This is a genomic window from Qipengyuania marincola (genome assembly GCF_029688625.1).
Classification (GTDB): Bacteria; Pseudomonadota; Alphaproteobacteria; order Sphingomonadales; family Sphingomonadaceae; genus Qipengyuania.
This window is the reverse complement of the sequence record NZ_JARULC010000002.1, coordinates 178,165-201,354: the sequence shown is the minus strand read 5'-3', so window position 1 is coordinate 201,354 and position 23,190 is coordinate 178,165. Positions and strand designations below refer to the sequence as shown.

The following is a 23,190-nucleotide window of genomic DNA, read 5'->3' as shown; positions in this document are numbered from 1 at the left end:
TATTTATTTGACGAGACACATCATGAAGATCCGTAACAGCCTCAAGTCGCTCAAGAGCCGCCATCGCGATTGCCGCGTCATCCGCCGCCGCGGGCGCACTTATGTCATCAACAAGACCAACCGCCGCTTCAAGGCTCGCCAGGGCTGAACCGGTTCGCCGTCTTCGCGACGGCCTGTGTTGAACGATCGGCCCGCCCCCGCATCGGGGAGCGGGCCGTTCGTATATGGGGTGCCATCAATGCCAGTCGAAGCCGTGGTTTTCGATGTCGGGCGGGTTCTCTACCAGTGGCAGCTGTCGCACCTGTTCGATCGGATTGTTGAGGACGAGGAGCGCCGCGCCCGACTGCTGCGCGACGTGGTGACCGAAGAGTGGCATTTCCAGCACGATCGCGGGCGTCCCATTGCAGAGATGGTGCCGGAGCGGATCGAGCAGTTCCCCGAATTCGAGCAGGAAATCCGCGCCTATGCGACGCGTTTCAACGAGACCATTCCCGGCCCGGTGCCGGGCAGCCTCGAATTGGTGGAGCGGCTGGACGCGCGCGGCGTTCCGTTGTTTGCCATCACCAATTTCGGGGCCGATTTCTGGGCCGGCTTCCGCCCGACAGCGCCGGTTTTCGACCGGTTCCGCGATATCGTGGTTTCGGGCGAGGAAAGGCTGGCCAAGCCAGATCCGGCAATCTTCCACCTCGCACGCGAGCGGTTCGGACATGATGCCGGGGCCATGCTCTTCATCGATGACAATGCAGCAAACATCGCGACGGCAAGCGCCCTTGGCTGGCAGGTTCACCATTTCGACGCGGCACCGCAACTGGAAGCCGATCTTGCGGCGCGGGGCCTGATCTAGCCCTTTGCCGGCGCGGCCGTGAGCGCGACGCGAGCGACCGACAGGAAAAAGGGCCCCGCCACATATGTGCCGGGACCCCAGTTCATGCCCACCTTGGAGAGGGGGACGGCGGGCTGAAAAATCAGCGGTTGCACTTCGCCAGCTTGTCGTCGGCGAGGGCTTCACCCTTGGCCGTGAAACCGGCAATCGCGCCGTGTTCACGCTGCAGTTCGCGGCAGACGCGCATCGGGCGCGAATTGCCTTTCGGCGCGATGCAGGTCGTGCCCGTGCAATTCCATGCGACGCCGCCGGCCACGACAGTGCGTTCCGCAGCAGGCTGGGCGAGTTCGGCGGTGTAGTAGGGCTGCGACGAGGCGGCAGCGGCCGGGGCCGGGATAATGGCCGCGCCGAAGCTGGCGGTGGTCCATGCGACCGCGCCAACGATGGCGGCGAGGTTGATCGAGCGGGGGAGAGAGAGGGTCATGGCTGTGTCCTTCGGGCTTGCGTTGCTTTCAACCGGGGTTGCCAAAACTGCAATCGAGTTTCAAAAAGCAACCAGTTGCGAATCACTACCTATGTTTTTAGGTTTCATAGCGCAACCTAAAATTTGAAAATCGTTTGGCGTGGGCGAAAGAGGCGCTAGATAGGTTGCAGGGAAAGGACCGATTTTTATGGGCGAAATCCGCGAACCGCTGCGTGAATTGACCGAATGCGGCCTGCCGCAGGCGCTGGAGGTCATGGGCGAGCGATGGTCCTTCATGATCCTGCGCGCGAGTTTTAACGGCCTCCACCATTTCGAAGAATTCCTGAGCGAGCTTGGGATCGCCCGGAACATCCTGTCCAATCGCCTGGCGAAGCTGGTCGAGAACGGTATCCTGCGCCGCGATCCCTGCCCCGATGACCGGCGCAAGATCGAGTACCGGCTGACCGACAAGGGGTTCGACCTGCTGCCCGTCATGGTGGCCCTGCGACAGTGGGGTCAGAAATACGGGGCCGAAGTGGTCGAGAATCCGGTGCTGGTGGACGAGCGCGATCGCCTGCCCATCGGGCCGACGTCCATCCTCAGCCACGACGGGCGCATTCTCGGACCGCTAGATCTCGCTCTCGTTGAGCGCGCCAATCTGGGCAAACGCGCCGATGGCAGCCAGGCGTCCGAAGGGGAACCGCTCGAGCGCGGCGACGTCATCGATATCGAAAGTTTGCGCCGCGCCAATTCCGCCGCCTGAACGAACGCCCGACGGACGCTATATCATCGTCCGCGGACGCCTGTGGCGCGCGACCAATCCCGCCTTGTCCGACACCGAGCGCCAGCGGCATGTCGATGCATTGATGGACGCGCGGCGCGACGTCGCTGCGGCGAAGCGGGCGGGCGATGAAGAATCCGAAAAGGCCGCCCGCAAGAGGGTTCACGCGGCCAAGGTGACGCTGGGTGAGCGCGGCCCCGTCTGGTGGGATGATGGCGCCCCTGACTACACTCGCAAATTGCTCGAGAACACGCCCTATGGTGCGGTTGAAGAATGACGTCATGAGCGCGCAGGCTGCGTGACGTCATCGTTAAAACGATGTCAACGAACGGCCGATATACCGAGCCGCACTTCACGTGTTTGCACAGACTTGGCCGGACAGTTTCGTTGATCGATATCGAAATCCAGAATGAGACGCATCAAAGCGTCTTCCGCATCAAGGCGGTCACGGTGCCGCGCATTGGCGAAGGCATCCGCCTGAAGGAGCCCGGCGGCCAATGGGCGTCCTACGACGTGCTCGATGTGTGGTATCAGCAGGCCGAGTTCGGCGAAGTCTGGATGCCCTACATCCATGTGCGCATGACGCCCGACGAGCTCAAGGCCGTCGAGATGGCCAAGTCCAACCCGATGGTCGACAAGGCCCAGCAGGTGCCGATCGAGGATTTCCTCAAGAAATTCGAGGGCGACCGCGAACACCAGCCGGTCAAGCTCAACCTCGACATGACCGAGGATTAGGCCCGCGGTGCCTGCCGTCGGTAGCTGAGCGCCTCGGCCACATGGATGCGGCCGACTTGCTCGGCTCCTGCGAGATCGGCGATCGTCCGCGCGACCCTCAGCATGCGCGTATAGCTGCGCGCGGAGAGGCGCATGGCGGTGGCCGCCTGCATCAACAGCTGGCGACCCGCCTCGTCGGGTGTCGCGAACTCCTCAAGCCCCTCGCCGTCGAGATCCGCATTGCTGCGTACGCCGGTCCTCTCCTTGCGCCCGGTTTGTCGGTTGCGCGCGGAAAGGACGCGGGCCGCCACCTCCTCGCTTCCTTCGGCTGGCGGTGGCAGGGCGAGATCGGCGGCGCTGACGGGGTCGACCTCGACATGCAAGTCGATCCGGTCGAGCATGGGGCCGCTGACCTTGCTCTGGTAGTCGGCGGCGCAGCGCGGGGCGCGGCTGCAGGCGAGCGCCGGATCGCCGAGATGGCCGCAGCGGCACGGGTTCATCGCCGCGATCAGCTGGACATTGGCCGGGAAGGTCACATGCGCATTGGCGCGCGCGACATCGACCGAGCCGGTCTCCAGCGGCTGTCGCAGCGAATCGAGCACGGCGCGCTGGAATTCGGGCAATTCGTCGAGGAACAGCACGCCGAGATGGGCGAGGCTGACCTCGCCCGGCTTCACCCGCAGCCCCCCGCCGGTGAGCGCCGCCATGCTGGCCGAGTGGTGGGGCGCGCGAAACGGGCGGGCGCGGCTTATCCTGCCGTCATCCAGCGTGCCGGCGACCGATTGCACCATGCTCACTTCCAGCGCCTCGGGCGGGGTGAGCGGCGGCAGGATGCCGGGTAAACAGCTGGCGAGCAGCGACTTGCCTGCGCCCGGCGGCCCGATCATCAACAAATTGTGCCCGCCGGCCGCGGCGATCTCGAGCGCGCGCTTGGCGGTTTCCTGACCCTTGACCTGCTTGAGATCGGGACCGCGCCCGGGTTCGGCGACCTCGCCTGCCTCGGGCGGCGGCAATTGCTGCGTGCCCTTGAGGTGGTTGAGCAGGCTGGCAAGATCTGGCGCGGCACAGATCGGTATCTCGCTCGCCCAGCGCGCCTCCGCCCCTTGCGTCTTCGGGCAGATCAGGCCGCATTCCGCCTCGCTGGCGTGGATCGCTGCGAGCAGGACGCCCGGCGAGGCGACGATCCGGGCATCGAGCGCAAGTTCGCCGACCGCGATCCAGTCGGTCAGCTGCTCCGCATCGGTCACGCCCATCGCGGCCAGCAATGCAAGGGCGATCGGCAGGTCGTAATGCGAGCCTTCCTTGGGCAGGTCCGCGGGTGACAGATTGATCGTGATCCGTTTCGGCGGGAGCGCGAGACCCATGCTCGACAGGGCGGCACGCACCCGCTCCTTGCTTTCGCCCACCGCCTTGTCTGCGAGGCCGACGATGTTGAATTTCGGCAGTCCGGGCGCGACCGAACACTGCACCTCGACCGCGCGCGCTTCCAGCCCAAGATAGGCGACCGTTCTTACCAGAGCTACCAGCGTGACCCCCTGCATCGCATGCAATGCCTTGCCGCTCGATGGCGGTAACACGCTGACTTGTCGAGGGGAAAGCGGACCCGGAATGGTGGAAAGGAACAGGGTAAACGCTCCCTTCACCATAGCTCTTGGCGGATTGGAAAGTCGCGCGCGCGAGAACGGGGCATGCTTCGCATTCTCGCCTCGGCCGCATCGCTTCTCGGACTTGCCATGGCTTCGCCGGCGGCAGCGCAATCGTTCGGCCTGGTGGCCATGCCGGTCGTCTATGTGTCGCAGCCGGTGGTCCAGCAGGTCGAGGGTGGCAGGGTCCTGCAGCCGATCGCGGGAACCAAGGTGCTCGCACCGCTGGTGGTCCCCACCGCAATTCCGAAGCACCATGGTGCCGACTTCGTCGGCGTGCGTCCGCAGCCGCGCTTGTCGGTCTCGGACGTCCCGCGCTGGCAGGCTCCGCCCGTGATCGATCGGTCGCGTCGCAGCTATCGCAGGGGCTTGGCGCATTACGGCCCGTTCATGGTACTTGACGAGCGCCGCGTCGCCTTGCTGGGCGAAACGAACCGGGCAACGCCTGCCGACTTCGCCGCGATGATGCGCGACTATCCGGGCCTTGCCCAGATCGACATGGTCGAGTGTCCGGGCACGCAGGACGATATCGCCAACATGCGGCTTGGCCGGATGATCCGCGCCGCACGGCTTGTCGTCCATGTACCCGCGGTCGGCTCGGTCCGCTCCGGCGCGGTCGAGCTGTTTCTTGCAGGTGTCGAGCGCGATATTGCCGACGGCGCGGAATTCGCGGTCCACAGCTGGATGGACGACTACGGCCGCGAAGCCGACGATTTCGCCGCCGACGCTCCTGAGAATCGCAAATACCTCGCTTATTACCGCGAAATGGGCATGGACGCGGGCCAGGCGCGTGCGTTCTACGATTTCACCAATTCGGTGCCCCATCACTCGGCCCGGTGGCTGTCGGCGGGCGAGATGCGCCGCTGGGCGCGACCGGCGCTGCGCCACGCTGCCCGCCTGCCTGAATCCGCACCGCAGCGGTCGAGGGAGCAAGCGCCCCGCCTGGCTTTCGCGAGCGTGACTTTTCCTTGACGGCCTGCGCGCGTTTGCCTATGCGCGCGGCAATCAAGCGGTCACCCCGCCAGGGTGGCCCTTTTTATTGGTGGCACCCGGCAGGCTGTGCCGCCGCTCATAGAACGACTTAAGGACTTATCCGATGAAGCGGACTTTCCAGCCCTCGAACCTCGTGCGCCAGCGTCGCCACGGTTTTTTCGCGCGCAAGGCGACTCCGGGCGGCCGCAAGGTTCTCCGCGCCCGCCGCAAGCGTGGCCGCAAGAACCTGTGTGCCTGATCTGATTCGCCGCGCCTGACGCGCGGCGATCGGCGAACGGATGCAAGCGGGCTCCCATCGGGGGCCCGTTTTGCGTATGCAGGCCCCATGAGATCCGGACTTTCCGTCATCCGCAAGCGCAGCGATTTTCTCGCCGCGAATCGCGGGCTGCGTGTTGCGCGCCCCGGCTTCGTGTTGCTCGCGCGGCCCAATGACGGGCAGGGCAAGCGCTACGGCATCACGGTGACGAAGAAGATCGGCAATGCGGTGGTCCGCAACCGCATGAAACGGCGCTTCCGCGAGCTTTTGTGGGATGCACTGCCCGATAGCGGCTTGCCGGACCACGACCATGTTCTGATCGGTCGCGAAGGCGGAGTGGAGCGCGATTTTGCGCGGCTGCGCGAGGAACTGCAGGCGGCGCTCGCGCAAGCCGCGCAGGGCAAGGGCGATCCCGCTCGTCCGCCACGCAACCGCCGGAGCCGCCGCGCATGAAACACCTGCTCATTTTCATCGCCCGGCTGTGGCAATGGGGGCCGAGCCGCATCCTTCCGCCCTCGTGCCGCTATGCCCCGTCCTGCAGCGAATATGCCGTGCAGGCGCTGGGCAAATATGGTGCGATCAAGGGTGGATGGTTGGCGACGAAGCGTATACTGCGCTGCCACCCATGGGGCGGGCATGGTTACGACCCGGTGCCCTAGCGGCACTGTCTTGAAGTGATAACACACCTCCCCCACATGACGATTTACGACTGACTACGACGGGACCGACCTTGGAAAACCAGCGCAATCTGATCCTGGCGATCGCCCTATCCTTCCTGCTGTTGATTGGGTGGGATTACGCGATGCAGTATTTCTACCCCCAGCCGGACGAGGCGATGGTGGAAGAAGTGGCCGACACGCCTGCGTCGCGTGCGGCACAGAGCGGGGAAACACAGCACTCGCGCACCGGCGGCCTGGTCGATCCGGCGCTGCAGGCACAGGAGGAGGTCGATGTCGCCAAGGCGCTGGCATCACCTGATCGCCTGCCGATCGATGCGCCGCGTGTGGCCGGCTCGATCAATCTTCGCGGCGGCCTGGTGGACGATATCGTCCTCAAGGACCACACCGAAACCTCGGAGAAGGACAGTGGCCCCGTCCGCCTGTTCTCGCCCAACGGCACGCCGGCGCAGTATTTCGCGCAGTTCGGCTGGGTCGGCTCGAACCTTGCGGTGCCCGGCCCGCAAACGCTGTGGGAAGCCGATGGCGAGCGGCTGACGCCTGAAACCCCCGTCACGCTGACGTGGGACAATGGCCAGGGCCTGACTTTCGCTGTTCGCTACAGCATCGACGACAACTACATGATCACCGCGGAACAGTCGGTCTCGAACACCAGCGGCGACGACGTGGTCGTCCAGCCCTTCGGCCTGATCAACCGCACCAGCCGCACGGCGAGCGAGGATCTGTGGATCGCTCATTCCGGGCCGATGGGCGTGTTCGGCGATACGGCGGAATACGATCTCGACTATGACGATATCGACGAGAGCGGCCGCATCTCGCCCGAGGGCGGGCGCACGCGCTGGGCCGGTTTCACCGACATCTACTGGCTGTCCGCGCTCGTCCCGCAGGATGGCAGCGCGCCTGACGCCACCTTCCGCGCGCTGGGCAGCGAAACATATCGCGCCGACATGATCTACGAACCGGTCAGCGTGCCGGCCGGCCGCAAGTACACCACGACCTCGCGGCTCTATGCCGGCGCCAAGGAAAGCGTGGTGCTCGACAGTTATCAGGATGCCGGGATCGAGAAGTTCGGTTTCGCCATCGACTGGGGCTGGTTCCGCTGGTTCGAGAAGCCGATGCTGTGGCTGTTGCGCACGTTGTTCGATGCGGTGGGCAATTTCGGCGTCGCCATCATCATTCTGACCATCATCGTGCGCGGCCTGATGTTCCCGATCGCGCAGAAGGGCTTTGCCAGCATGGCCGCGATGAAGGCCATCCAGCCCAAGATGAAGGAACTTCAGGAGAAGTATAAGGACGACAAGCCGAAGCAGCAGCAAGAGATCATGGAGCTCTACAAGCGCGAGAAGGTCAATCCGCTCGCCGGCTGCCTGCCGATGCTGCTCCAGATCCCGGTGTTCTTCGCGCTCTACAAGGTGCTGATCCTTGCCGTGGAAATGCGGCACGAGAACTTCCTGTGGATCAACGACCTGTCCGCGCCCGACCCGGCCAATCTAGCCAATGCGCTCGCCTATATCGGCATCGATGTGCCGGGATGGCTGATGATCATCTTCGGCCTCGGCGTGCTCGCCGTGCTGCTGGGCTTCACCATGTGGCTGACCTTCAAGCTGAACCCGAGCGCGATGGACCCGATGCAGCAGAAGATCTTCGACATCATGCCGTGGATCCTGATGTTCGTGATGGCGCCGTTTGCGGCCGGCCTGTTGCTGTACTGGGTGACATCCAACATCCTCACCCTCGCGCAGCAGAAATATCTCTATTCGAAGCACCCGCAGATGCGGGCGATGATCGAGGAAGAGAAGAAGAAGAAGGCGGCCGAAGCGGCCAAGGCCGGCTGATGGACGAGGCCGAACTCGCCACGCTGGAAAGGCGTGCGAACAAGCTGTTCTCGGGTCGGGTGGAGTTCCTCCTTTCGGCCCCGCAGCTCAAGTTCCTGCCCGAGCCCGATGTGCCGGAAATCGCCTTCTGCGGACGGTCCAATGTCGGCAAGAGCACGCTGCTCAACGCGCTGACCGGGCGCAAGGCGATTGCGCGCACGTCGGTGACGCCGGGCCGCACGCAGGAGCTGAATTTCTTCGAGGTCGGCGATCCGACATTGTTCCGCCTCGTCGACATGCCGGGCTATGGCTTTGCCAAGGCGCCGGTGAAGGTCGTCGAGCGGTGGAAGAACCTCGTGAAGACCTATCTGCGCGGTCGCGCCGTACTCGCGCGAACGCTGGTGCTGGTGGACAGCCGCCATGGCCCGAAGGAGGTCGACCGCGACATGATGAAAATGCTCGACGAGGCTGCCGTCGGCTATCGCGTGGTCCTGACCAAGGCGGACAAGATCAAGGCGAGCGAGCTGGAAAAGGTCGTCGCGGCGACCGAGGCCGAAGCACGCAAGCATGTCGCCGCCTATCCCGAAGTCCACGTCACCAGTGCGGAAAAGGGCATGGGAATCGGTACGCTGAGGGCTGCTGTGCTGGCGGACGCCGGGGTATAGACCGATTGGTGCAACCCTGGGCGCGACACACAAGGGCCTCTATTACTGGACTTTTTTCTTTCGGCGATGAAACTTGTCGTGGGACTGCAGGGAAAACAGAGGAGGCCGAACGATGTTTAGGCTTACTACACTATTTCTTGGCCTGACGATTACAGTTTCTACTCCGGCTGTTGCCGAAGATGACGCAATCGAACCCGGCTACAAGGCCGGCGGTATTCCGATCACCAATCCGGCCGAGACAGGCTACGATCCCGATTTGCTCGTTTGCCGCGACTGGTACAAGACGGGAACGCGCGCCAATCGCAAAAAAGTTTGCCTGTCCAATCGCGAATGGCAGCGGGTCGCGCGTGAAGGCAATGCCGTTGCCAATCGGATCGTGGAAGACGGCCGCGCAGGCGGCATAACCTTCTAACAGGCGTCTTGTCCCGCAGGCCCAGGCAAGCGCGAGCCCGCAGGGATGCCGCCCATCACTTCGCAAACAGCATAGCGTCGTCCGCAAACGCCTTCATTTCCAGCGCGTTGCCGCTGGGATCGCGAAAGAACATCGTGGCCTGTTCGCCGGGCTTGCCCTTGAAGCGGATCGTCGGTTCGATGGCGAAGTCCACTCCGGCCGCCTGAAGCCGTTCGGCCAGCGCCTGCCAGTCCTCCATCCGCAACACGATGCCGAAATGCGGCACTGGCACGCCGTGGCCATCGACAGGGTTGCTCGCCCGGTCGCCTGCCTGGCCCTTGGCAAGATGCGCCACGATCTGGTGGCCGTAGAAGTCGAAGTCGATCCACTCATCGCTACTGCGGCCTTCAGCGCAGCCCATGGTCTCGCCGTAGAAACGGCGCGCTGCGGCAAGGTCGTCGACGGGAAAGGCGAGGTGGAAGGGGCGCAGGCTCATGGCGTTCGTCTAGCTGCAAAGTGCCACGGCGAAAAGCCGGCTTGTTCAGCCTCGACAGCGTCAAACTGAACCTCTACCGCCCGTCGTGAAAGGTGGGCACGCGCATGAAACTGATCATCGGCAACAAGAACTATTCGAGCTGGTCGTTGCGCGGCTGGCTGGCCGCCAAGCAGTCGGGCCTGTCGTTCGAGGAAATCGTCGTACCGCTGTATGGCGAGAACTGGGAAGCGACCAAGCAGGGCGGGGAAATTCAGCCGTCGTCGGGCAAGGTCCCGCTGATGTGGGACGACGATGTCGTAGTCTGGGACAGCCTCGCCATTCTCGAATATCTCGCCGACAAGGTCGGGCGCGACCGCTTCTGGCCGAAGGACGACGTGGCACGCGGCATGGCGCGCTCGATGGTGGCGGAGATGCACTCCAGCTTCCAGGCCTTGCGCAGCCAATGCCCGATGAACGTGCGCAAACGTTTCGAAGGGTTCGAACCAAGCGAGGATTGCCGCGACGATATCCTGCGCATCCTGACGCTGTGGGCCGAGGCACGCAGCCGCTTTGGTAATGGTGGGCCGTTCCTGTTCGGTACCTTTGGCGCGGCGGACGTATTCTTTGCGCCGGTCGTCAGCCGCTTCATCAGTTACCAGATCGCCGTGCCGGGCTTTGCCGCCGCCTACATGCAGGCCGTGTGGGAACATGAATGGATGCAGGGCTGGATCGAGGCATCTGAAAACGAAGAATGGGTCATCGAGCAGTACGAAACGGTCGCATGATCCGGTGGGCAGCCCTGTGTGCGGCGCTGCTGGCGCTGCTTCCGGCACCGGCGCTGGCATGGGGCTATTACGCCCACACCGTCACCGCCGACATCGCGCTGGAAAACGTGACTCCGGAAACGCGGGCGAAGATCGCGCAACTCCTGCGCAGCGCGCCAGAACTCGGTACGCCCGACTGCGCTCTCGCCAGTCTGGAGGACGCATCGGTGTGGCCCGATTGCCTGCGCAAGGATTACTGGCGCTGGGGCTATACCTTCGCCTGGCATTATCGCACGACGCCGGTGTGCGAGGCTTACGAGCCGCGCAAAAATTGCTCGGGCCAGAACTGCATCCTCGCGCAGATCGAGCGCAACCAGCGCATCCTTGCCGACGAGGCGCTGCCCGCCAATGTCCGGCTGGAGGCGCTGGCATTCCTCGTCCATTTCATCGGCGACGTGCACATGCCGCTCCATTCGGGCGACCATGAGGATCGCGGCGGCAACGACATCGAGACCGATTACGGCATCGTGCCCGATCTCAACCTGCACTGGATCTGGGACGGACCGCTCGCCGAACGCGCAATCACGTCCTCGCCGATGCCGCTCGCGCGCCGTTACAGCGCCGAAGAACGTGCAGCGATGGCTGGCGGGACCCCTGCCGACTGGGGCCGGGAAAGCTGGGAGACCAGCCGCGACTTCGTCTATCCCAACGCCTTCGACCGGCCACCGTGCGAGGGCGCGGACCTGCCTGACGAGACCGCGCTGACTCAGGAAGACATCGAGCGCGCCATCCCCATCGCGCGGCGCCGCGTGCTGCAGGCGGGGTTGCGCATGGCGGACTATCTCGACGCTGCCTTCGCGCCCGGCCCCTTGCCCGAGCCCGAGCGCGACTAGGGCACGCGCTTGGTCGGATAGGGCGTTCCGTCCTTGCGGAAATAGCCTTCGGGCGTGAACACCATGTCGATGTCGGGATATTCGCCGCGATCGTCTTCCCGGTCGCCGCCGCTGATGGCGATGTAGACGCAGGGGCGTTCGCTGCGATTATGGAGCCGGTGTCCGTCCCGCTTTCCCGCAGGCCATGCGAGAATATCCCCCGGGCCCACCGGAACCTCGCCGATGTCCTCGATCAACACGGCCTCGCCCTGCAGGATAATGACCAGCTCGCCCTGCCCCTCGTGCCAGTGTCGCTGCGAGGAATAGGCGCCGGGATCGAGCACCACATGGCTCGCGCCGAGCTTGGTCAGCCCGGCGGCCGGCGCCAGCCGGCGATAGTTGCGCCCCTTAACATCCTCGTCGAACGGTGGCGGATAGCCCGTTGCGTTGGTCTGGGGGATCGCATCGAGATCGAGCTTGGGCATTGTCGCACACTCCTGCTAGCGCGGTCAGCATGACCGATGCTCTCGCTCTCGCCAAGCAGTTGATCGCCGCGCCCAGCGTCACCCCGGCGCGCGGCACCGTGTTCGACGCGATGGAGGCGATGCTGGCCCCGCTCGGCTTCGAGGTAACGCGCTTCACACGCGGCGAGGGCGAGCATGGGACGCCTGAGGAGGCGGTCGAAAACCTCTTTGCGATCCGCCGCGGGCCGGAAGGCTCAAGACACTTTTCGTTCGCGGGTCACCTCGATGTGGTGCCCCCAGGCGATGGCTGGGCCAGCGCGCCGTTCGAGCCGGAGGTGCGCCCGAGCCCCGGAGGTGAGTTGCTCTACGGGCGCGGGGCGGTGGACATGAAGGGCTCGATCGCCTGCATGGTCGATGCCGTGGCGAATGTGCCTGCCGAGGCCGGGACGATCAGCTTCATCATCACAGGCGACGAGGAAGGTCCTGCGCTCCACGGGACGCGCGCGTTGATCGACTACATGAACGCCGAGGGCATCCGGCCCGACCTGTGCCTCGTCGGCGAGCCGACCTCGGTGAACCGCCTCGGCGACATGATGAAGATCGGGCGACGCGGTTCCGTCAATATCTGGCTGGAGGTCGAGGGGACGCAGGGCCATGTCGCCTATCCGCACCTCGCCGACAATCCGATCCCCAAGCTGGTCGCGATGCTGGCCGAACTGGACGCGCTGGTGCTGGACGAGGGGACCGACTGGTTTCAGCCCAGCAATCTCGAGATTACTGATGTGGAAGTCGGCAACATGGCGCACAATGTCATCCCGGCGATGGCCAAGGCGCGCATCTCGATCCGCTTCAACGATCTGCACTCGGGCGCCTCGCTTTCGGAGAAGGTCGGTGCGATCGCGGAGAAGCACGGCGGCACCGCGCTGCCGATCATTTCGGGCGAGCCCTTCCTGACACCGCCGGGCGAATTCAGCGACATCATCGCCGCTGCGGTGAGGGCGGAAACCGGGATCGATCCCGAGCCCTCCACCACCGGGGGGACATCGGACGCGCGCTTCTTGCGTGCGGTCTGCCCGGTGATCGAATTCGGTCTGTGCAACGCGACGATGCACAAGCGCGACGAAGCTGTGGCCATCGAGGACCTTTCGACGCTAAGCCGCATTTATGCGCGCATCGCGAAGGACGCGCTGGCGCGTTGATACAGGCACAATGAGGGGATCGCCGTGCTGAGGACCTGGTTCGAAATTCCGCTGTGGCAGCGCGTCATCACCGCGCTCATTCTGGGGGTGCTGACCGGCTGGGCCTGGGGGCCTGATGCGGAGAGCATCAAGTGGATCGGGGATTTCTTCATCAAGGCGATCAAGATGCTGGTCGTGCCGCTGATCTTCTTCAGCCTCGTCAGCGGCGTGGCGGCGATCGGAGACTTGCGAAAACTCGGCGCGGTCGGCGGGCGGGCGATGATCCTGTTCGTCGTGACCGGGCAGATCGCCGTGTGGCTGGGCCTCGGCCTCGGCACCGTGCTCGCGCCGGGATCGGGCGTCGATACCAGCGCGATCCAGCGCGGCGAGACGCCGGTGCCCAACGAGACCACGGCGGTCGACATGATCCTCTCAATCGTGCCCGAAAGCCCGGTGCAGGTGATGGCCGATGTCGCGGTTCTGCCGCTGATCGTCTTTTCGCTCCTGATCGGCATCGGCATTCTTATGGCCAAGGAAGAGGGCGTTCCGGTCCAGAAGGTGTTCGATAGCGGCGCGGTGATCATGCAGAAGGTCACCATGATCGTGATGGAATTGACGCCGTTCGGCGTCTTCGCGCTGATGGCTTGGGTGGCGGGGACGCTGGGGCTGGATGCGCTGGTCAGCCTCGCTAAGCTGGTGGGGCTCAACTACCTCGGCTGCCTGCTGATTATCGTTTTCATCTACGGCAGCATGATCAAGTTCCTCGCCAAGCTGCCGGTGCGCGACTTCTTCCGCGGCATCGTGGATGCGATGGCGGTGAGCTATTCCACTGCCAGCTCCAACGCGACGCTGCCGGTAACGTTGCGCTGCGCCGAGCGCAATCTTGGCGTCTCGAACTCGGTCGCGGCCTTCGTGATATCGCTCGGGGCGACAATCAACATGAACGGCACCGCGATGTATCTCGGCCTCGCCACGCTGTTCGGGGCGCAGATCTTCGGCGTCGACCTGTCGATGGGCGACTATTTCCTGATCTCTATCCTTGCGACGCTCGGCGCAGTCGGCGCGGCAGGTATTCCGGGTGCAGGCCTCATCATGATGGCGCTGGTGTTCGGCGCAGTCGGCGTGCCGCTGGAGACGATCGCCTTCGTCGCCGGCGTGGACCGGATCATGGACATGATGCGCACCACCACCAACGTCAGCGGCGACGCCGCGGTGGCGACGACGGTCGCGGTGATGACGGGCGAGATCGACCGGCGCGAGATGGTCTCGGCGGACGATGTTTGAGGCAGTTCGCTGATGGCAGAACTCTCAGATTGCATCGTCACGCTTGGTTTCTGGGACGACGATCTAGAGCCCGAGCTATTTACCGAGCTTCTCGAATGCCAACCGACCGTCGGCATCAAAAAAGGGGAGCCATGGGTCACTAGTCACGGCAGAAGAAAGATCGCCCCAACAGGATCTTGGCGTGTTGAAGTTGATAAGGAAGTCTCAGGCAATCTTGAGACAAAAATCGCAACGGTACTCTCACTCGTGACCCAAGACCTGTCGCGTTGGAAGCAGCTTCCCGAATCTGAACGGGCGCAGCTTTTCTGCGGCCTGTTTATGGATGACGTCAATGAGGGCGTGGGGCTGTCGCACTCAATCTTGCAACAGATTTCGGACCGAGGTTTGGCACTCGAGCTAGACTTATATGGTGGTAGCGAGGGCTAACGCCCCTTCGGCTTCTCCAGCACCTTCTTCCGGAAGCTGCACAGATCGGCCACCTTGCACCGCCAGCATTCGGGCGTGCGCGCCTTGCAGACATAGCGGCCATGCAGGATCAGCCAGTGATGCGCACCCAGCCGAAAGGGCTGCGGCACGCGCTTTTCAAGCTTCGCCTCGACCTGCTCGGGCGTCTTGCCCTTGGCGAGGCCGGTGCGGTTGCCGACGCGCAGGATATGCGTGTCGACCGCGAAGGTCTCCTGACCGAACCAGCAGTTGAGCACGACATTGGCCGTCTTGCGGCCCACGCCCGGCAACCGCACGAGGTCCTCGCGCGTGTCGGGCACGTCGCCGCCATATTCGTCGACCAGCAACTGGCTGAGCGCGATGACGTTCTTCGCCTTGGAATTGAACAGGCCGATGGTCTTGATGTGCTCCTTCAGCCCCTCTTCGCCCAGCGCCAGCATTTGCTGCGGCGTCTCGACCTCGCGAAACAGCGCGCGCGTCGCCTTGTTCACGCCGACGTCGGTCGCCTGCGCCGATAGCGCCACGGCAACCACCAGCTGGTAGCAATTGCCATATTCCAGCTCGGTCTCGGGCGAGGGGTTGTCCTCGGCCAGCCGGCGGAAGAATTCGAAAATCTGGTCCTTGGTCATCGCTTGCTGGCCGTGCGGATGAAAGGAAAGGCGGCGACGGTCCAGACCACGCTCCAGAAGATCATCTGCCCGCCATGCACTGCTCGCAGGGCGTCATCGAAGGCGAACGGGACCGCGAGCGCCACCAGAGCGACCAGCATCAGCGCAAAGCCGGTCAGGCCGGCGCGCCATGGCGGCGGCGTCTGCACCAGAGTGGCATAGCCGAAGGGAAGCCCAGCCAGGGCTGAGAGGCTGACCCACATCGGCCAGGAATAGGAAGCACCCGCTTCGGGCAGGCCCATGACATAGCCAATGCTTGTTAGAAGGATGGCCATCGCCAGGCCGCATCCGATGGCGAATCCCTTCAAAGCCCCAGCACCTGCTCCATCGTATAGCGCCCCGGCTCGCGGCCCTTCAGCCAGTCGGCTGCTTTGACCGCGCCGCGCGCGAAGATCTCGCGGTTCTCGGCGCTGTGGGAGAGTGTGATGCGTTCCTGCTCGCCTGCCAAGATGACGCTGTGTTCGCCCGCGACGGTACCGCCGCGGAGCGCCGCGAAGCCGATGGCTCCGCGTTCGCGCGCTCCGGTCTGACCGTCCCGCCCGCTTTCCCTGTTCGCCCCGAGATCGATCCCGCGACCTTCTGCCGCCGCCTCCCCCAGCAACAGCGCGGTACCGCTCGGCGCATCGACCTTGCGGCGGTGGTGCATCTCGACGATCTCGATGTCCCAATCCGGGCCGAGCCGCGCGGCAGCCTGGTGCACCAGATGCGCCAGCAGCGTTACGCCGAGCGAGGTATTTCCGGTCTGCAACACGGGCACCGCGCGCGCGGCATTGTCGATCGCTTCATGGTGGCTCGGCTCGAGCCCGGTCGTCCCAATCACGATCGGCACACCGGCACCGATGGCTGCATGGAGATTGGCCTCGAGCGCGGTCGGCGCGGAAAAATCGACCAGCACGTCCGACACATCCGCCAGCTTGCCGACATCGTCGCCCTTGTCGGCGCCACCCGCGTAATCGTGGCCGGAGGCCTCGATCACGCGCCGCAAAGCTTCGCCCATGGCGCCCCTGCTGCCGATTACGCCGATATTCGCCATTGGTCCTCGTCGCCCTACCGCTTCGCTACTTGAGGGCGGTTGATCCCCTCACTGCCTTCGCTACTTGTGAGGAATGGCCGAAATACGCAACATCGTGGTCCTGACCGGCGCGGGGATTTCCGCCGAGAGCGGGATCGACACCTTCCGCAGCGAAGGCGGATTGTGGGAACAGCACAAGGTCGAAGACGTCGCCACGCCCGAAGGCTTCGCGCGCGATCCCGACCTGGTGCTGCGGTTCTATGACATGCGGCGCGAGGCGATCCAGACCAAGCAGCCCAATCCCGCGCATGAGGCGCTGGCCCGGCTGGATCAGCAGTGGGATGGCGATCTGCTGATCGTCACGCAGAATGTCGACGACCTGCATGAACGGGCAGGCGCGCGCCGGGTTCTGCACATGCATGGCACGCACCTCAACGCCTGGTGCACTGCCTGCGATGGAAAGACCCCGTGGACCGGCACGCTGGCCGATCGCCCGCCCTGTCCCGGTTGCGGAACCCGTGCGCTGCGGCCCGATGTCGTGTGGTTCGGCGAAATGCCCTACGAAATGGAGCGGATCTATGCCGCCATCCGCCGCGCGCACCTGTTCGTCAGCATCGGCACATCGGGCGCGGTCTATCCGGCGGCTGGCTTCGTGCGCGATGCGCGCAGTCTGGGTATCGACACGCTCGAGCTCAATCTCGAGCGCAGTCAGGGATCGGGCTGGTTCCGTGAATCGCGGCAAGGCAAGGCAAGCGCCCTCGTACCGGAGTGGGTCGAGGAGTTTCTCAGCCGCCGGTGAGCGCGGAACGGGCTGCGTCGCGCCGCATTCCTTGCTGCATGAGACAAATCGCCAGCGCCACTGCTTTCGTCCTGATGCTCGCCGCCTGTTCGGGCCAGGAGGCGGCACCGCCACCCACATCCGACACGGCGACGCCGACGCCCGCGTCCGAGAGCGCGCAGGAATCCTCGGCCAGCGAAGCCGATGCCGCCATCGACTCGATGGAATCGGGGACTGCGACCGGAGCGAATTCGACAGACAGCGCTGCGTCGGACAGCGGCCAGCGCGAGATCGCCGCCATTCCCGAAAGGTTCCGCGGAACCTGGGCGACCTCGAGCGAACACTGCGTCGCACGCAGCTTCAACCGCATGACAGTCGCTGCCGACCGGGTGAACTTCTTCGAGGACCGGGGCTATGCGAGCGACATCCGCATCGACGGCAATGCCCTTGCGGTCACCTATCCTTTCGAGACGCCGGACGGGACGACAGAGAACCGCGTGGTCTATTTCGCCCGCGAAACGCAGGATCGCATGCGCGTGCGCCGGGGCGGGGACGAAAGCACCACCTACGTGCGTTGTCCGACCGACTAGGAGCGCGCATCAGCCGCAAGCGCGGCAAGCCGGATCCTTGGAAATCGCGAAGTTGCGCATGTCGGGCTTGAGCCCGTCGAGCAGGTAGACGCGACCCCATTCGATTTCCCGCATGTTTCCTGCCGAGCCCAGCAGTACGCGCACGGCCTGCAGCGCCGCGAACGTGGCTGCCCATCCGGCCATCGCGCCGAGCATGCCGTCCTCTGCGCAGGTATCGCAGTCCTCGGCATCGAAAGCATCGCCCACGAAACAGCGATAGCAAGCCTCGTTCGGCAGATGCCCGGCAAAGGCCCCGATCTGTCCCTGGAAGCGCCCGACGGCGGCCGAAAGCAGGGGTACGCGCTCCGCGACGCAAGCATCGGACACGGCAAGGCGCGTCGCGAAATTGTCCGTCCCGTCGAGCACGAGGTCGGCGTCCACCACCAGCTGATGCGCATTCTCGCCGGTGATCCGCCGGTCGCTTATGGCCACATCGAGCGTCGGGTCGAATCCGGTCACCCAGCGTTTCGCCACGACCGCCTTCCCGTGGCCGATGTCGCGGGTATTGAAGAGCGTCTGGCGCTGGAGATTGGATGCTTCGACGCGGTCGTCGTCGACGAGGGTAAGCCTGCCGATCCCTGCTGCTGCGAGATATTGCAGCGCAGGGCTACCGATCCCGCCGAGGCCGACCAGCACGAGGTGCTTGCCGGCCAGCGCGACCTGTCCCGCACCGCCGATCTCGGGAAGGACGATATGCCGCGCGAAGCGGTCGAGGCGCTCTTCGGTCAGGGTCATCAAGCCGCGTCCTCATCGGCTTGGGGCAGACGTTCCTTGCGAAAGCCATGCATCCCGTTCCACCACTGCATGCCGATCACCGCGCCCTTGGACGGCTGGAGCAGGGCAATCAGCATCGCGACTGCCAGCGGAATGATGATCGCGACGATCGCCATCGCGCCCAGCGCCAGTTCCGCGACGAGGAAGATTAGCACAGGGGCGAGCAGGTGGCCGGTCACGAACAGCGAGATATAAGCGGGAAAATCGTCGGCCCTCTGCTCGCGAATATCGAGATTACATACGGCGCATTCGTCGACCGGCTTCAGCCACTTGCGAAACAGCGGGCCCTCGCCGCAGCGCGGACAGTGACAGCGTGCGCCGCGCAGCAGCGTCTGGCCGAAGGAAGCGGGCAGGGCGTAGTGCGGCGGCTCGATGGGCATGGCGCCCCCTTTGGCGGGTCGCACCCCGCCTGTCGAGCGTGATCAGCGCCCGATCACAGGGAAGGCACAAGCCGGGGCCGGGGGCTCGACGAGCAGATCGTAGGCATTCTCGTCATCAAAACCGCCGCCCAAGGTCGTCCGGGCATCGAGAGCAGTAACTTGGCCGTCGACAGAAAAGCGGTCTGCGAAAATGGCGATCGTGCTGTCGCGCCCGAAGCGGACCAGCGCCGGCTGCTCCCCACCCATGTCGAACACGAGACAGCCGTTGACCACGCGGTAGGCGCCGTGGAACAGCGCAAGACGCGCAGGCACGGGCTTGCCGTCGGGCCCGAGCAGCGGCTGCGCGGTGCGCGCGACATGGATGTCCAGCGCTTATGCAGTCTCGTACCCGGAAGGGTCCGGCGCGACTTCGGTGGTGCCGCAGGCCGCGGCGAAAACCGCCAGCAACCCTCCGGCGAAGTGCCGCATCAGCTCTCCAGCTGGCGCAGGAGGCTGCGCACGTCACCGTCCATATCCGCGTCGCGCTGCCGCAAATCCTCGATCAGGCGAACGGCGTGGATTACGGTGGAGTGGTCGCGCCCGCCAAACTTACGGCCGATCTCGGGATAGCTGCGCGGGGTGAGTACCTTGGAGAGATACATCGCCACCTGCCGCGGCCGGACGACGGCACGCGCCCGGCGCTTGCTCGACATTTCGGAGCGATCGATGCGATAGAACTGGCACACGGTTCGCTGGATCTCGTCGATCGTGATCCGGCGGCGGTTGGCCGACAGGATATCGGTCAGCTGCTCCTCTGCCAGCTGGAGCGAGACTTCCTGACCCGTAAGCTGCGCATAGGCGATCAGCTTGTTCAGGCCGCCGACCAGCTCGCGCACGTTGCGGGTGATCGTGCGGGCGAGGAATTCGAGCACGTCGCCCGGCACCTGCAGCGGTGCGAACTTGGTCAGCTTGGACTGCAGGATCTTCTTGCGCAATTCGATATCGGCGGCCTGGATATCGGCGACGAGACCCATCGACAGGCGGCTGAGCAGGCGCGGCTCGACCCCATCCAGTGCCTGAGGCGCGCGGTCGGCGGCGAAGACCAGCCGCTTGCCTTCGGCCAGCAATGCATCGATCGTATAGAGCAGCTCTTCCTGAGCCGATGCCTTCCCGATGATGAACTGGATGTCGTCCACCAGCAGTAGGTCGAAGCTGCGCAGGCGGGCCTTGAATTCGAGCATCTGGTTGGCCTTCAGCGCCTGGACGAATTCGACCATGAAGCGCTCGGCGCTGCAGTAGAAGATGCGGCTGCGTGGATGGGCCTGCAGGAAGTTGTGGCCTATCGCGTGAAGCAGGTGGGTCTTGCCCTGGCCGGTTGCGGCCTTGAGGTAGAGCGGGCTGAACTGCGGCTTTTCCGTTGCGCTCATGCGCTGGGCGGCATTGAAGGCCAACACGTTCGCTTCGCCGGTGATGAAGGCGGCGAAGGTCAGGCTGGGGTCGAGACCTACGCTGGAGGTGAAGCCACTGTCGCCCAGCGTGTCCGCGCTGATCGCCATCATCGAACTGTCGGCCCCGTCGTTGGCCGGGCGGCGGCCGTCGGAGTGCAGGCGCAGGTCGGCAACCTGGCGTCGGCCCGGATGGACCTGGATGTTGACGTGGCGCACTTCGCTGCGGGCAATCTTCCAGGCCAGGCTCAGGCGGTCGGCGAAGCGGTCCTTGACCCAGTTGGCGCTGAATTCGGTGGGAAGGAACAGATCGAGCGTGCCGGATTCCTTGTCGATGCCGCCGACCTGGATAGGCTTGATCCACTGGCTGTGAAGCTGGTGTCCGAGATCCTTGCGCAGACCCTGGCTGATGTCAGACCAGTCGGCTGCCAGATTTACCGCTTCGCTATCTTCCATCAGATCGTCCCGTGTTTTTTGTTTTAGCCGCGCACCGTCGATAGCTTTGCCCATTACACAAACGTCCCCCAAGCGCGGCCATTCGCATGCAGGCCGCGATCCTTAACGACAATCATGCTTCAAGGTGCGAAGACAAGGCTCCGCCACGCCCCGGAAATGACTTTCTCCGGAGGCCCCCCCCAATGCATCTCGAATATGAGGCGCGGGCTGTCCCGTCCCGTGCCAGTGACCATTGTGTAGGTCGCTGCAGCGATTCTTCGCAAGGGGGATAACTGCAAAAAATCTGAAATAATGTTGTTGACTCGAACCAACCCCGCGGGCGGCCGTGCAAGCCGCTGTTTTGCGGGGATTTGGTCATCATTAAGGAGGCGAATCGCGGGATTTGCTAGGGTTTGAAAGCGGCGTTTCGACCTCCGTGTCACGGCCCGTGCGACAGATGCAACAAGGGGCCCCGCGCCGATTGCGCGAGACCCCTTGTTCAACCCCACATGGGGCGGCTGATAAGCCGAATCAGAGTGCCGAGACGCGCTTGCTCAACCGGCTCATCTTCCGTGCTGCGGTGTTCTTATGGAGCACGCCACGTGCGACGCCGCGAGCCAGCTCGGGCTGCATCGTCTTGAGCGCGGCCTGGGCGGCATCCTTGTCACCACCTTCGATGGCCACTTCGACCTTCTTCACGAAGTTGCGAATGCGGCTCATGCGAGCGGTGTTGATCTCCGCGCGGCGATTGTTGCGGCGGATGCGCTTCTTGGCTTGCGGCGTATTGGCCATATTTGTCCTCGTCAGGCCGCACCTGGAATGGCGCGGCAAAAATCTCGTCTGGGCGTTACGAAAAGGCAGCCTGCGGGCCGCCGGAAAGCGGCGCACTTAGCCCCCGTCATGCGAATCGTCAAGTACATGTGTCGCCCGATAGCGTGCACTGCTGGAACGTGAGCACGCCTTGGCTGTTAGCCTAGATAAGATCGATCGAGGCGAAGGGAAGACATAGGTGACCGAAAAGACCGAACGCAGCGACGCCGATTGGCGCGAGACGCTGACCCCCGAACAGTATCATGTGCTGCGCGAGGCCGGAACGGAGCGGGCCTTTACCGGCAAGTACGACAAGCATTTCGACGAGGGCGAATATTACTGCGCCGGCTGCGGCCAAAAGCTGTTCGAGAGCGACGACAAATACAATAGCGGTTGTGGCTGGCCGGCTTTCGTAGCCCCGGCGGAGGGCGATGCCGTCGAAGAACACCGCGACACCTCGCACGGGATGATCCGCACGGAAGTCACCTGTTCGAACTGCGGCGGCCATCTCGGCCATGTCTTCCCGGACGGGCCGCGCGAGCGAGGCGGGATGCGCTATTGCATCAACAGCGCAGCGCTGGACTTCGAACCCGAAGGTGACGATCGGTAAATCGTGAAATGCCCGCCTGCCCTCGCACTGCGTTTCGCAGCGCGATGGGGGAGGTGGCAGGGAGTTGACGGTGATAGGAGGGGGCATCGCCCGCCCCTCCCTGCTCGTCCGCGGTGCAGCACGTGAGACCTCACGCGCCTTCTAGCATTGGTCGATCAGACCGCCGCGGTTTCCTCTCTCGCGGGGCTCGGCAGCTGGTCGACTGGCATCTGCTGCATGCTGATGCCGTTGCGCACTGCCCAGATCGCAGCCTGGGTACGATTCTGCACGTCCAGTTTGCGGAGTATCGCCTTTACGTGGACCTTCACGGTCGCCTCGCTGATATCGAGACTGCGCGCGATAACCTTGTTCGGCGCCCCCACTACCAGGAATCTCAGCGTCTCGAGCTCGCGATCGGACAACAGGTCCAGCAGATCGCTGTGCGAACTGGTCGCACAATTCTCATCGATCCAGTGCTGCGGAAACCGGTTGGCCAGTTCGCTCGGCATGACCTTTTCGCCAAGGTGCACCAGTTTCAGGGACTCGATTAGCGGATCGCAATCGATCGATTTCACGATGTAGCCGTGAATGCCCGACCGGAACGCTTCGACCATGGCGTCGAAATCATACTCGTTGGTCAGCACGACTACTCGCGTTTCGCTGCAATGCTCGCGAATTTGCTCGACTTCTGTCGCCACGCAGCACTCGTCGCTCTCGTCCAGCAGGACAATGCGCGGCGCGATGTCTTCATTCTCTTCAGAAAGAAACGAGCTTGTATTGCTCGATTTTATGACCTCGAACGTTTCACCATGAAGGATGCGGCGCATACCTTCTCGTGCCAAAGTATTCCGGCTGATGATCGCCAACGGTATAGCTTGTTCAGAATGCATCGTGTTGTCCTCCGTCTCGACCCGAAGGAACGACCAACCTCTGAATTCAATAATTGGTTAGGTATACCGACGGAGTTGGGGAGTCGAGTCCGATGCGAAC

The 23,190-nt window shown here is 64.0% G+C and carries 33 protein-coding genes; 20 read left to right on the top strand and 13 right to left on the bottom strand.

All coding sequences use genetic code 11. The annotated features are described in order from the left end of the window. Positions 1-22: 22 nt before the first annotated feature. Entirely contained in the window at positions 23-148 is a 126-nt protein-coding gene (gene ykgO, locus P8Q88_RS06175; protein ID WP_006833921.1) for a type B 50S ribosomal protein L36, read from the top strand. A 90-nt stretch (positions 149-238) separates the two neighbouring features. Beyond that, on the top strand, positions 239-844 hold the full coding sequence (locus tag P8Q88_RS06170) for an HAD family hydrolase (RefSeq protein WP_278322971.1): 606 nt from the start codon (positions 239-241) through the stop codon (positions 842-844). 121 nt (positions 845-965) lie between these two features. Here the strand turns inward: P8Q88_RS06170 and P8Q88_RS06165 are convergent, their stop codons facing one another. After that, positions 966-1,307 carry a DUF8200 family protein gene (locus tag P8Q88_RS06165; RefSeq protein WP_278322970.1) on the bottom strand — a complete coding sequence of 114 codons (342 nt, stop codon included), beginning with the start codon at positions 1,305-1,307 and terminating at the stop codon, positions 966-968. 187 nt (positions 1,308-1,494) lie between these two features. Between P8Q88_RS06165 and P8Q88_RS06160 the strand changes: the two genes are divergently transcribed. The 3 genes from P8Q88_RS06160 (at position 1,495) to P8Q88_RS06150 (ending at position 2,802) form a co-directional block, all read left to right on the top strand. Then, positions 1,495-2,049 carry a winged helix-turn-helix transcriptional regulator gene (locus P8Q88_RS06160; protein ID WP_278322969.1) on the top strand — a complete coding sequence of 185 codons (555 nt, stop codon included), beginning with the start codon at positions 1,495-1,497 and terminating at the stop codon, positions 2,047-2,049. Positions 2,050-2,113: 64 nt separating this feature from the next. Further along, positions 2,114-2,344, top strand: coding sequence for a hypothetical protein (locus P8Q88_RS06155; protein WP_278322968.1), 231 nt, complete (start codon positions 2,114-2,116; stop codon positions 2,342-2,344). Positions 2,345-2,454: 110 nt separating this feature from the next. Beyond that, the gene (locus tag P8Q88_RS06150) at positions 2,455-2,802 is read left to right on the top strand and encodes a hypothetical protein (protein ID WP_278322967.1); all 348 of its coding nucleotides are present in this window, start codon (positions 2,455-2,457) and stop codon (positions 2,800-2,802) included. Here P8Q88_RS06150 and P8Q88_RS06145 read toward each other — a convergent pair. Then, complete coding sequence (locus P8Q88_RS06145; protein WP_278323635.1) at positions 2,799-4,307, bottom strand: YifB family Mg chelatase-like AAA ATPase; 1,509 nt, start codon at positions 4,305-4,307, stop codon at positions 2,799-2,801. The genes P8Q88_RS06150 and P8Q88_RS06145 overlap by 4 nt on opposite strands. 162 nt (positions 4,308-4,469) lie before the next feature. Here P8Q88_RS06145 and P8Q88_RS06140 point away from each other — a divergent pair, with 162 nt between their 5' ends. The 7 genes from P8Q88_RS06140 (at position 4,470) to P8Q88_RS06110 (ending at position 9,241) form a co-directional block, all read left to right on the top strand. Next, positions 4,470-5,396: a hypothetical protein gene (locus tag P8Q88_RS06140; protein ID WP_278322966.1), complete on the top strand. Its 927-nt coding sequence runs from the start codon at positions 4,470-4,472 to the stop codon at positions 5,394-5,396. A gap of 124 nt (positions 5,397-5,520) precedes the next feature. Beyond that, entirely contained in the window at positions 5,521-5,655 is a 135-nt protein-coding gene (gene rpmH / locus P8Q88_RS06135; RefSeq protein ID WP_278322965.1) for a 50S ribosomal protein L34, read from the top strand. An 87-nt stretch (positions 5,656-5,742) separates the two neighbouring features. Beyond that, entirely contained in the window at positions 5,743-6,126 is a 384-nt protein-coding gene (gene rnpA, locus P8Q88_RS06130) for a ribonuclease P protein component (protein ID WP_278322964.1), read from the top strand. Beyond that, positions 6,123-6,332: a membrane protein insertion efficiency factor YidD gene (yidD, locus tag P8Q88_RS06125; RefSeq protein WP_278322963.1), complete on the top strand. Its 210-nt coding sequence runs from the start codon at positions 6,123-6,125 to the stop codon at positions 6,330-6,332. Before rnpA ends, yidD begins: the two co-directional genes overlap by 4 nt. Positions 6,333-6,403: 71 nt before the next feature. Beyond that, positions 6,404-8,185 carry a membrane protein insertase YidC gene (gene yidC / locus P8Q88_RS06120; protein ID WP_278322962.1) on the top strand — a complete coding sequence of 594 codons (1,782 nt, stop codon included), beginning with the start codon at positions 6,404-6,406 and terminating at the stop codon, positions 8,183-8,185. Beyond that, positions 8,185-8,829 (top strand): ribosome biogenesis GTP-binding protein YihA/YsxC, encoded by a 645-nt coding sequence (gene yihA / locus P8Q88_RS06115; protein WP_278322961.1) that lies wholly within the window; start codon positions 8,185-8,187, stop codon positions 8,827-8,829. The genes yidC and yihA overlap by 1 nt, the downstream gene beginning before the upstream one ends. Positions 8,830-8,941: 112 nt before the next feature. Further along, positions 8,942-9,241, top strand: coding sequence for a hypothetical protein (locus P8Q88_RS06110; protein ID WP_278322960.1), 300 nt, complete (start codon positions 8,942-8,944; stop codon positions 9,239-9,241). 55 nt (positions 9,242-9,296) lie between these two features. Here the strand turns inward: P8Q88_RS06110 and P8Q88_RS06105 are convergent, their stop codons facing one another. Beyond that, on the bottom strand, positions 9,297-9,716 hold the full coding sequence (locus tag P8Q88_RS06105) for a VOC family protein (protein WP_278322959.1): 420 nt from the start codon (positions 9,714-9,716) through the stop codon (positions 9,297-9,299). 104 nt (positions 9,717-9,820) lie between these two features. Between P8Q88_RS06105 and P8Q88_RS06100 the strand changes: the two genes are divergently transcribed. Next, complete coding sequence (locus P8Q88_RS06100; RefSeq protein WP_278322958.1) at positions 9,821-10,480, top strand: glutathione S-transferase family protein; 660 nt, start codon at positions 9,821-9,823, stop codon at positions 10,478-10,480. Beyond that, the gene (locus P8Q88_RS06095) at positions 10,477-11,352 is read left to right on the top strand and encodes a S1/P1 nuclease (RefSeq protein WP_278322957.1); all 876 of its coding nucleotides are present in this window, start codon (positions 10,477-10,479) and stop codon (positions 11,350-11,352) included. The genes P8Q88_RS06100 and P8Q88_RS06095 overlap by 4 nt, the downstream gene beginning before the upstream one ends. On the opposite strand, the gene P8Q88_RS06090 is transcribed toward P8Q88_RS06095, so the two are convergent. Next, complete coding sequence (locus P8Q88_RS06090) at positions 11,349-11,816, bottom strand: cupin domain-containing protein (protein WP_278322956.1); 468 nt, start codon at positions 11,814-11,816, stop codon at positions 11,349-11,351. The two genes, P8Q88_RS06095 and P8Q88_RS06090, sit on opposite strands and share 4 nt — an antisense overlap. A gap of 29 nt (positions 11,817-11,845) precedes the next feature. On the opposite strand from P8Q88_RS06090, the gene dapE reads away from it, so the two are divergent. Genes dapE through P8Q88_RS06075 form a run of 3 tightly spaced genes read left to right on the top strand, consistent with a single transcriptional unit; the run spans position 11,846 to position 14,683 of the window. Then, positions 11,846-12,994 carry a succinyl-diaminopimelate desuccinylase gene (dapE, locus tag P8Q88_RS06085; protein ID WP_278322955.1) on the top strand — a complete coding sequence of 383 codons (1,149 nt, stop codon included), beginning with the start codon at positions 11,846-11,848 and terminating at the stop codon, positions 12,992-12,994. Positions 12,995-13,018: 24 nt separating this feature from the next. Then, complete coding sequence (locus P8Q88_RS06080) at positions 13,019-14,257, top strand: dicarboxylate/amino acid:cation symporter (RefSeq protein WP_278322954.1); 1,239 nt, start codon at positions 13,019-13,021, stop codon at positions 14,255-14,257. Between the two features lie 12 nt (positions 14,258-14,269). Further along, a complete protein-coding gene (locus P8Q88_RS06075) occupies positions 14,270-14,683 on the top strand; it encodes a DUF4279 domain-containing protein (protein ID WP_278322953.1) in 414 nt (137 codons plus the stop codon). Here the strand turns inward: P8Q88_RS06075 and nth are convergent. Genes nth through dapB form a run of 3 tightly spaced genes read right to left on the bottom strand, consistent with a single transcriptional unit; the run spans position 14,680 to position 16,402 of the window. Then, positions 14,680-15,330 carry an endonuclease III gene (gene nth, locus P8Q88_RS06070; RefSeq protein WP_278322952.1) on the bottom strand — a complete coding sequence of 217 codons (651 nt, stop codon included), beginning with the start codon at positions 15,328-15,330 and terminating at the stop codon, positions 14,680-14,682. The two genes, P8Q88_RS06075 and nth, sit on opposite strands and share 4 nt — an antisense overlap. After that, entirely contained in the window at positions 15,327-15,644 is a 318-nt protein-coding gene (locus tag P8Q88_RS06065; RefSeq protein WP_278322951.1) for a hypothetical protein, read from the bottom strand. Before P8Q88_RS06065 ends, nth begins: the two co-directional genes overlap by 4 nt. 29 nt (positions 15,645-15,673) lie before the next feature. After that, positions 15,674-16,402: a 4-hydroxy-tetrahydrodipicolinate reductase gene (dapB, locus tag P8Q88_RS06060; RefSeq protein WP_278322950.1), complete on the bottom strand. Its 729-nt coding sequence runs from the start codon at positions 16,400-16,402 to the stop codon at positions 15,674-15,676. A 73-nt stretch (positions 16,403-16,475) separates the two neighbouring features. Here dapB and P8Q88_RS06055 point away from each other — a divergent pair, with 73 nt between their 5' ends. Further along, the gene (locus P8Q88_RS06055; protein ID WP_278322949.1) at positions 16,476-17,180 is read left to right on the top strand and encodes an NAD-dependent deacylase; all 705 of its coding nucleotides are present in this window, start codon (positions 16,476-16,478) and stop codon (positions 17,178-17,180) included. Positions 17,181-17,218: 38 nt separating this feature from the next. Next, positions 17,219-17,749 carry a hypothetical protein gene (locus tag P8Q88_RS06050; RefSeq protein ID WP_278322948.1) on the top strand — a complete coding sequence of 177 codons (531 nt, stop codon included), beginning with the start codon at positions 17,219-17,221 and terminating at the stop codon, positions 17,747-17,749. Positions 17,750-17,758: 9 nt separating this feature from the next. On the opposite strand, the gene P8Q88_RS06045 is transcribed toward P8Q88_RS06050, so the two are convergent. The 5 genes from P8Q88_RS06045 to rpsT all read right to left on the bottom strand — a co-directional run bounded on the left by P8Q88_RS06045 (position 17,759) and on the right by rpsT (position 21,593). Next, positions 17,759-18,523: a HesA/MoeB/ThiF family protein gene (locus P8Q88_RS06045; protein WP_278322946.1), complete on the bottom strand. Its 765-nt coding sequence runs from the start codon at positions 18,521-18,523 to the stop codon at positions 17,759-17,761. Further along, positions 18,523-18,942 (bottom strand): DUF983 domain-containing protein, encoded by a 420-nt coding sequence (locus P8Q88_RS06040; protein WP_278322945.1) that lies wholly within the window; start codon positions 18,940-18,942, stop codon positions 18,523-18,525. Before P8Q88_RS06040 ends, P8Q88_RS06045 begins: the two co-directional genes overlap by 1 nt. Before the next feature lie 42 nt (positions 18,943-18,984). Then, positions 18,985-19,254 (bottom strand): hypothetical protein, encoded by a 270-nt coding sequence (locus tag P8Q88_RS06035; protein ID WP_278322944.1) that lies wholly within the window; start codon positions 19,252-19,254, stop codon positions 18,985-18,987. A gap of 155 nt (positions 19,255-19,409) precedes the next feature. Further along, positions 19,410-20,822 carry a chromosomal replication initiator protein DnaA gene (dnaA, locus tag P8Q88_RS06030; protein ID WP_278322943.1) on the bottom strand — a complete coding sequence of 471 codons (1,413 nt, stop codon included), beginning with the start codon at positions 20,820-20,822 and terminating at the stop codon, positions 19,410-19,412. A 510-nt stretch (positions 20,823-21,332) separates the two neighbouring features. Then, a complete protein-coding gene (rpsT, locus tag P8Q88_RS06025; RefSeq protein ID WP_278322942.1) occupies positions 21,333-21,593 on the bottom strand; it encodes a 30S ribosomal protein S20 in 261 nt (86 codons plus the stop codon). A gap of 217 nt (positions 21,594-21,810) precedes the next feature. On the opposite strand from rpsT, the gene msrB reads away from it, so the two are divergent. Beyond that, complete coding sequence (gene msrB, locus P8Q88_RS06020) at positions 21,811-22,221, top strand: peptide-methionine (R)-S-oxide reductase MsrB (RefSeq protein WP_278322941.1); 411 nt, start codon at positions 21,811-21,813, stop codon at positions 22,219-22,221. Between the two features lie 155 nt (positions 22,222-22,376). On the opposite strand, the gene P8Q88_RS06015 is transcribed toward msrB, so the two are convergent. Then, positions 22,377-23,027 (bottom strand): response regulator transcription factor, encoded by a 651-nt coding sequence (locus P8Q88_RS06015; RefSeq protein WP_278322940.1) that lies wholly within the window; start codon positions 23,025-23,027, stop codon positions 22,377-22,379. Between the last annotated feature and the right edge of the window lie 163 nt (positions 23,028-23,190).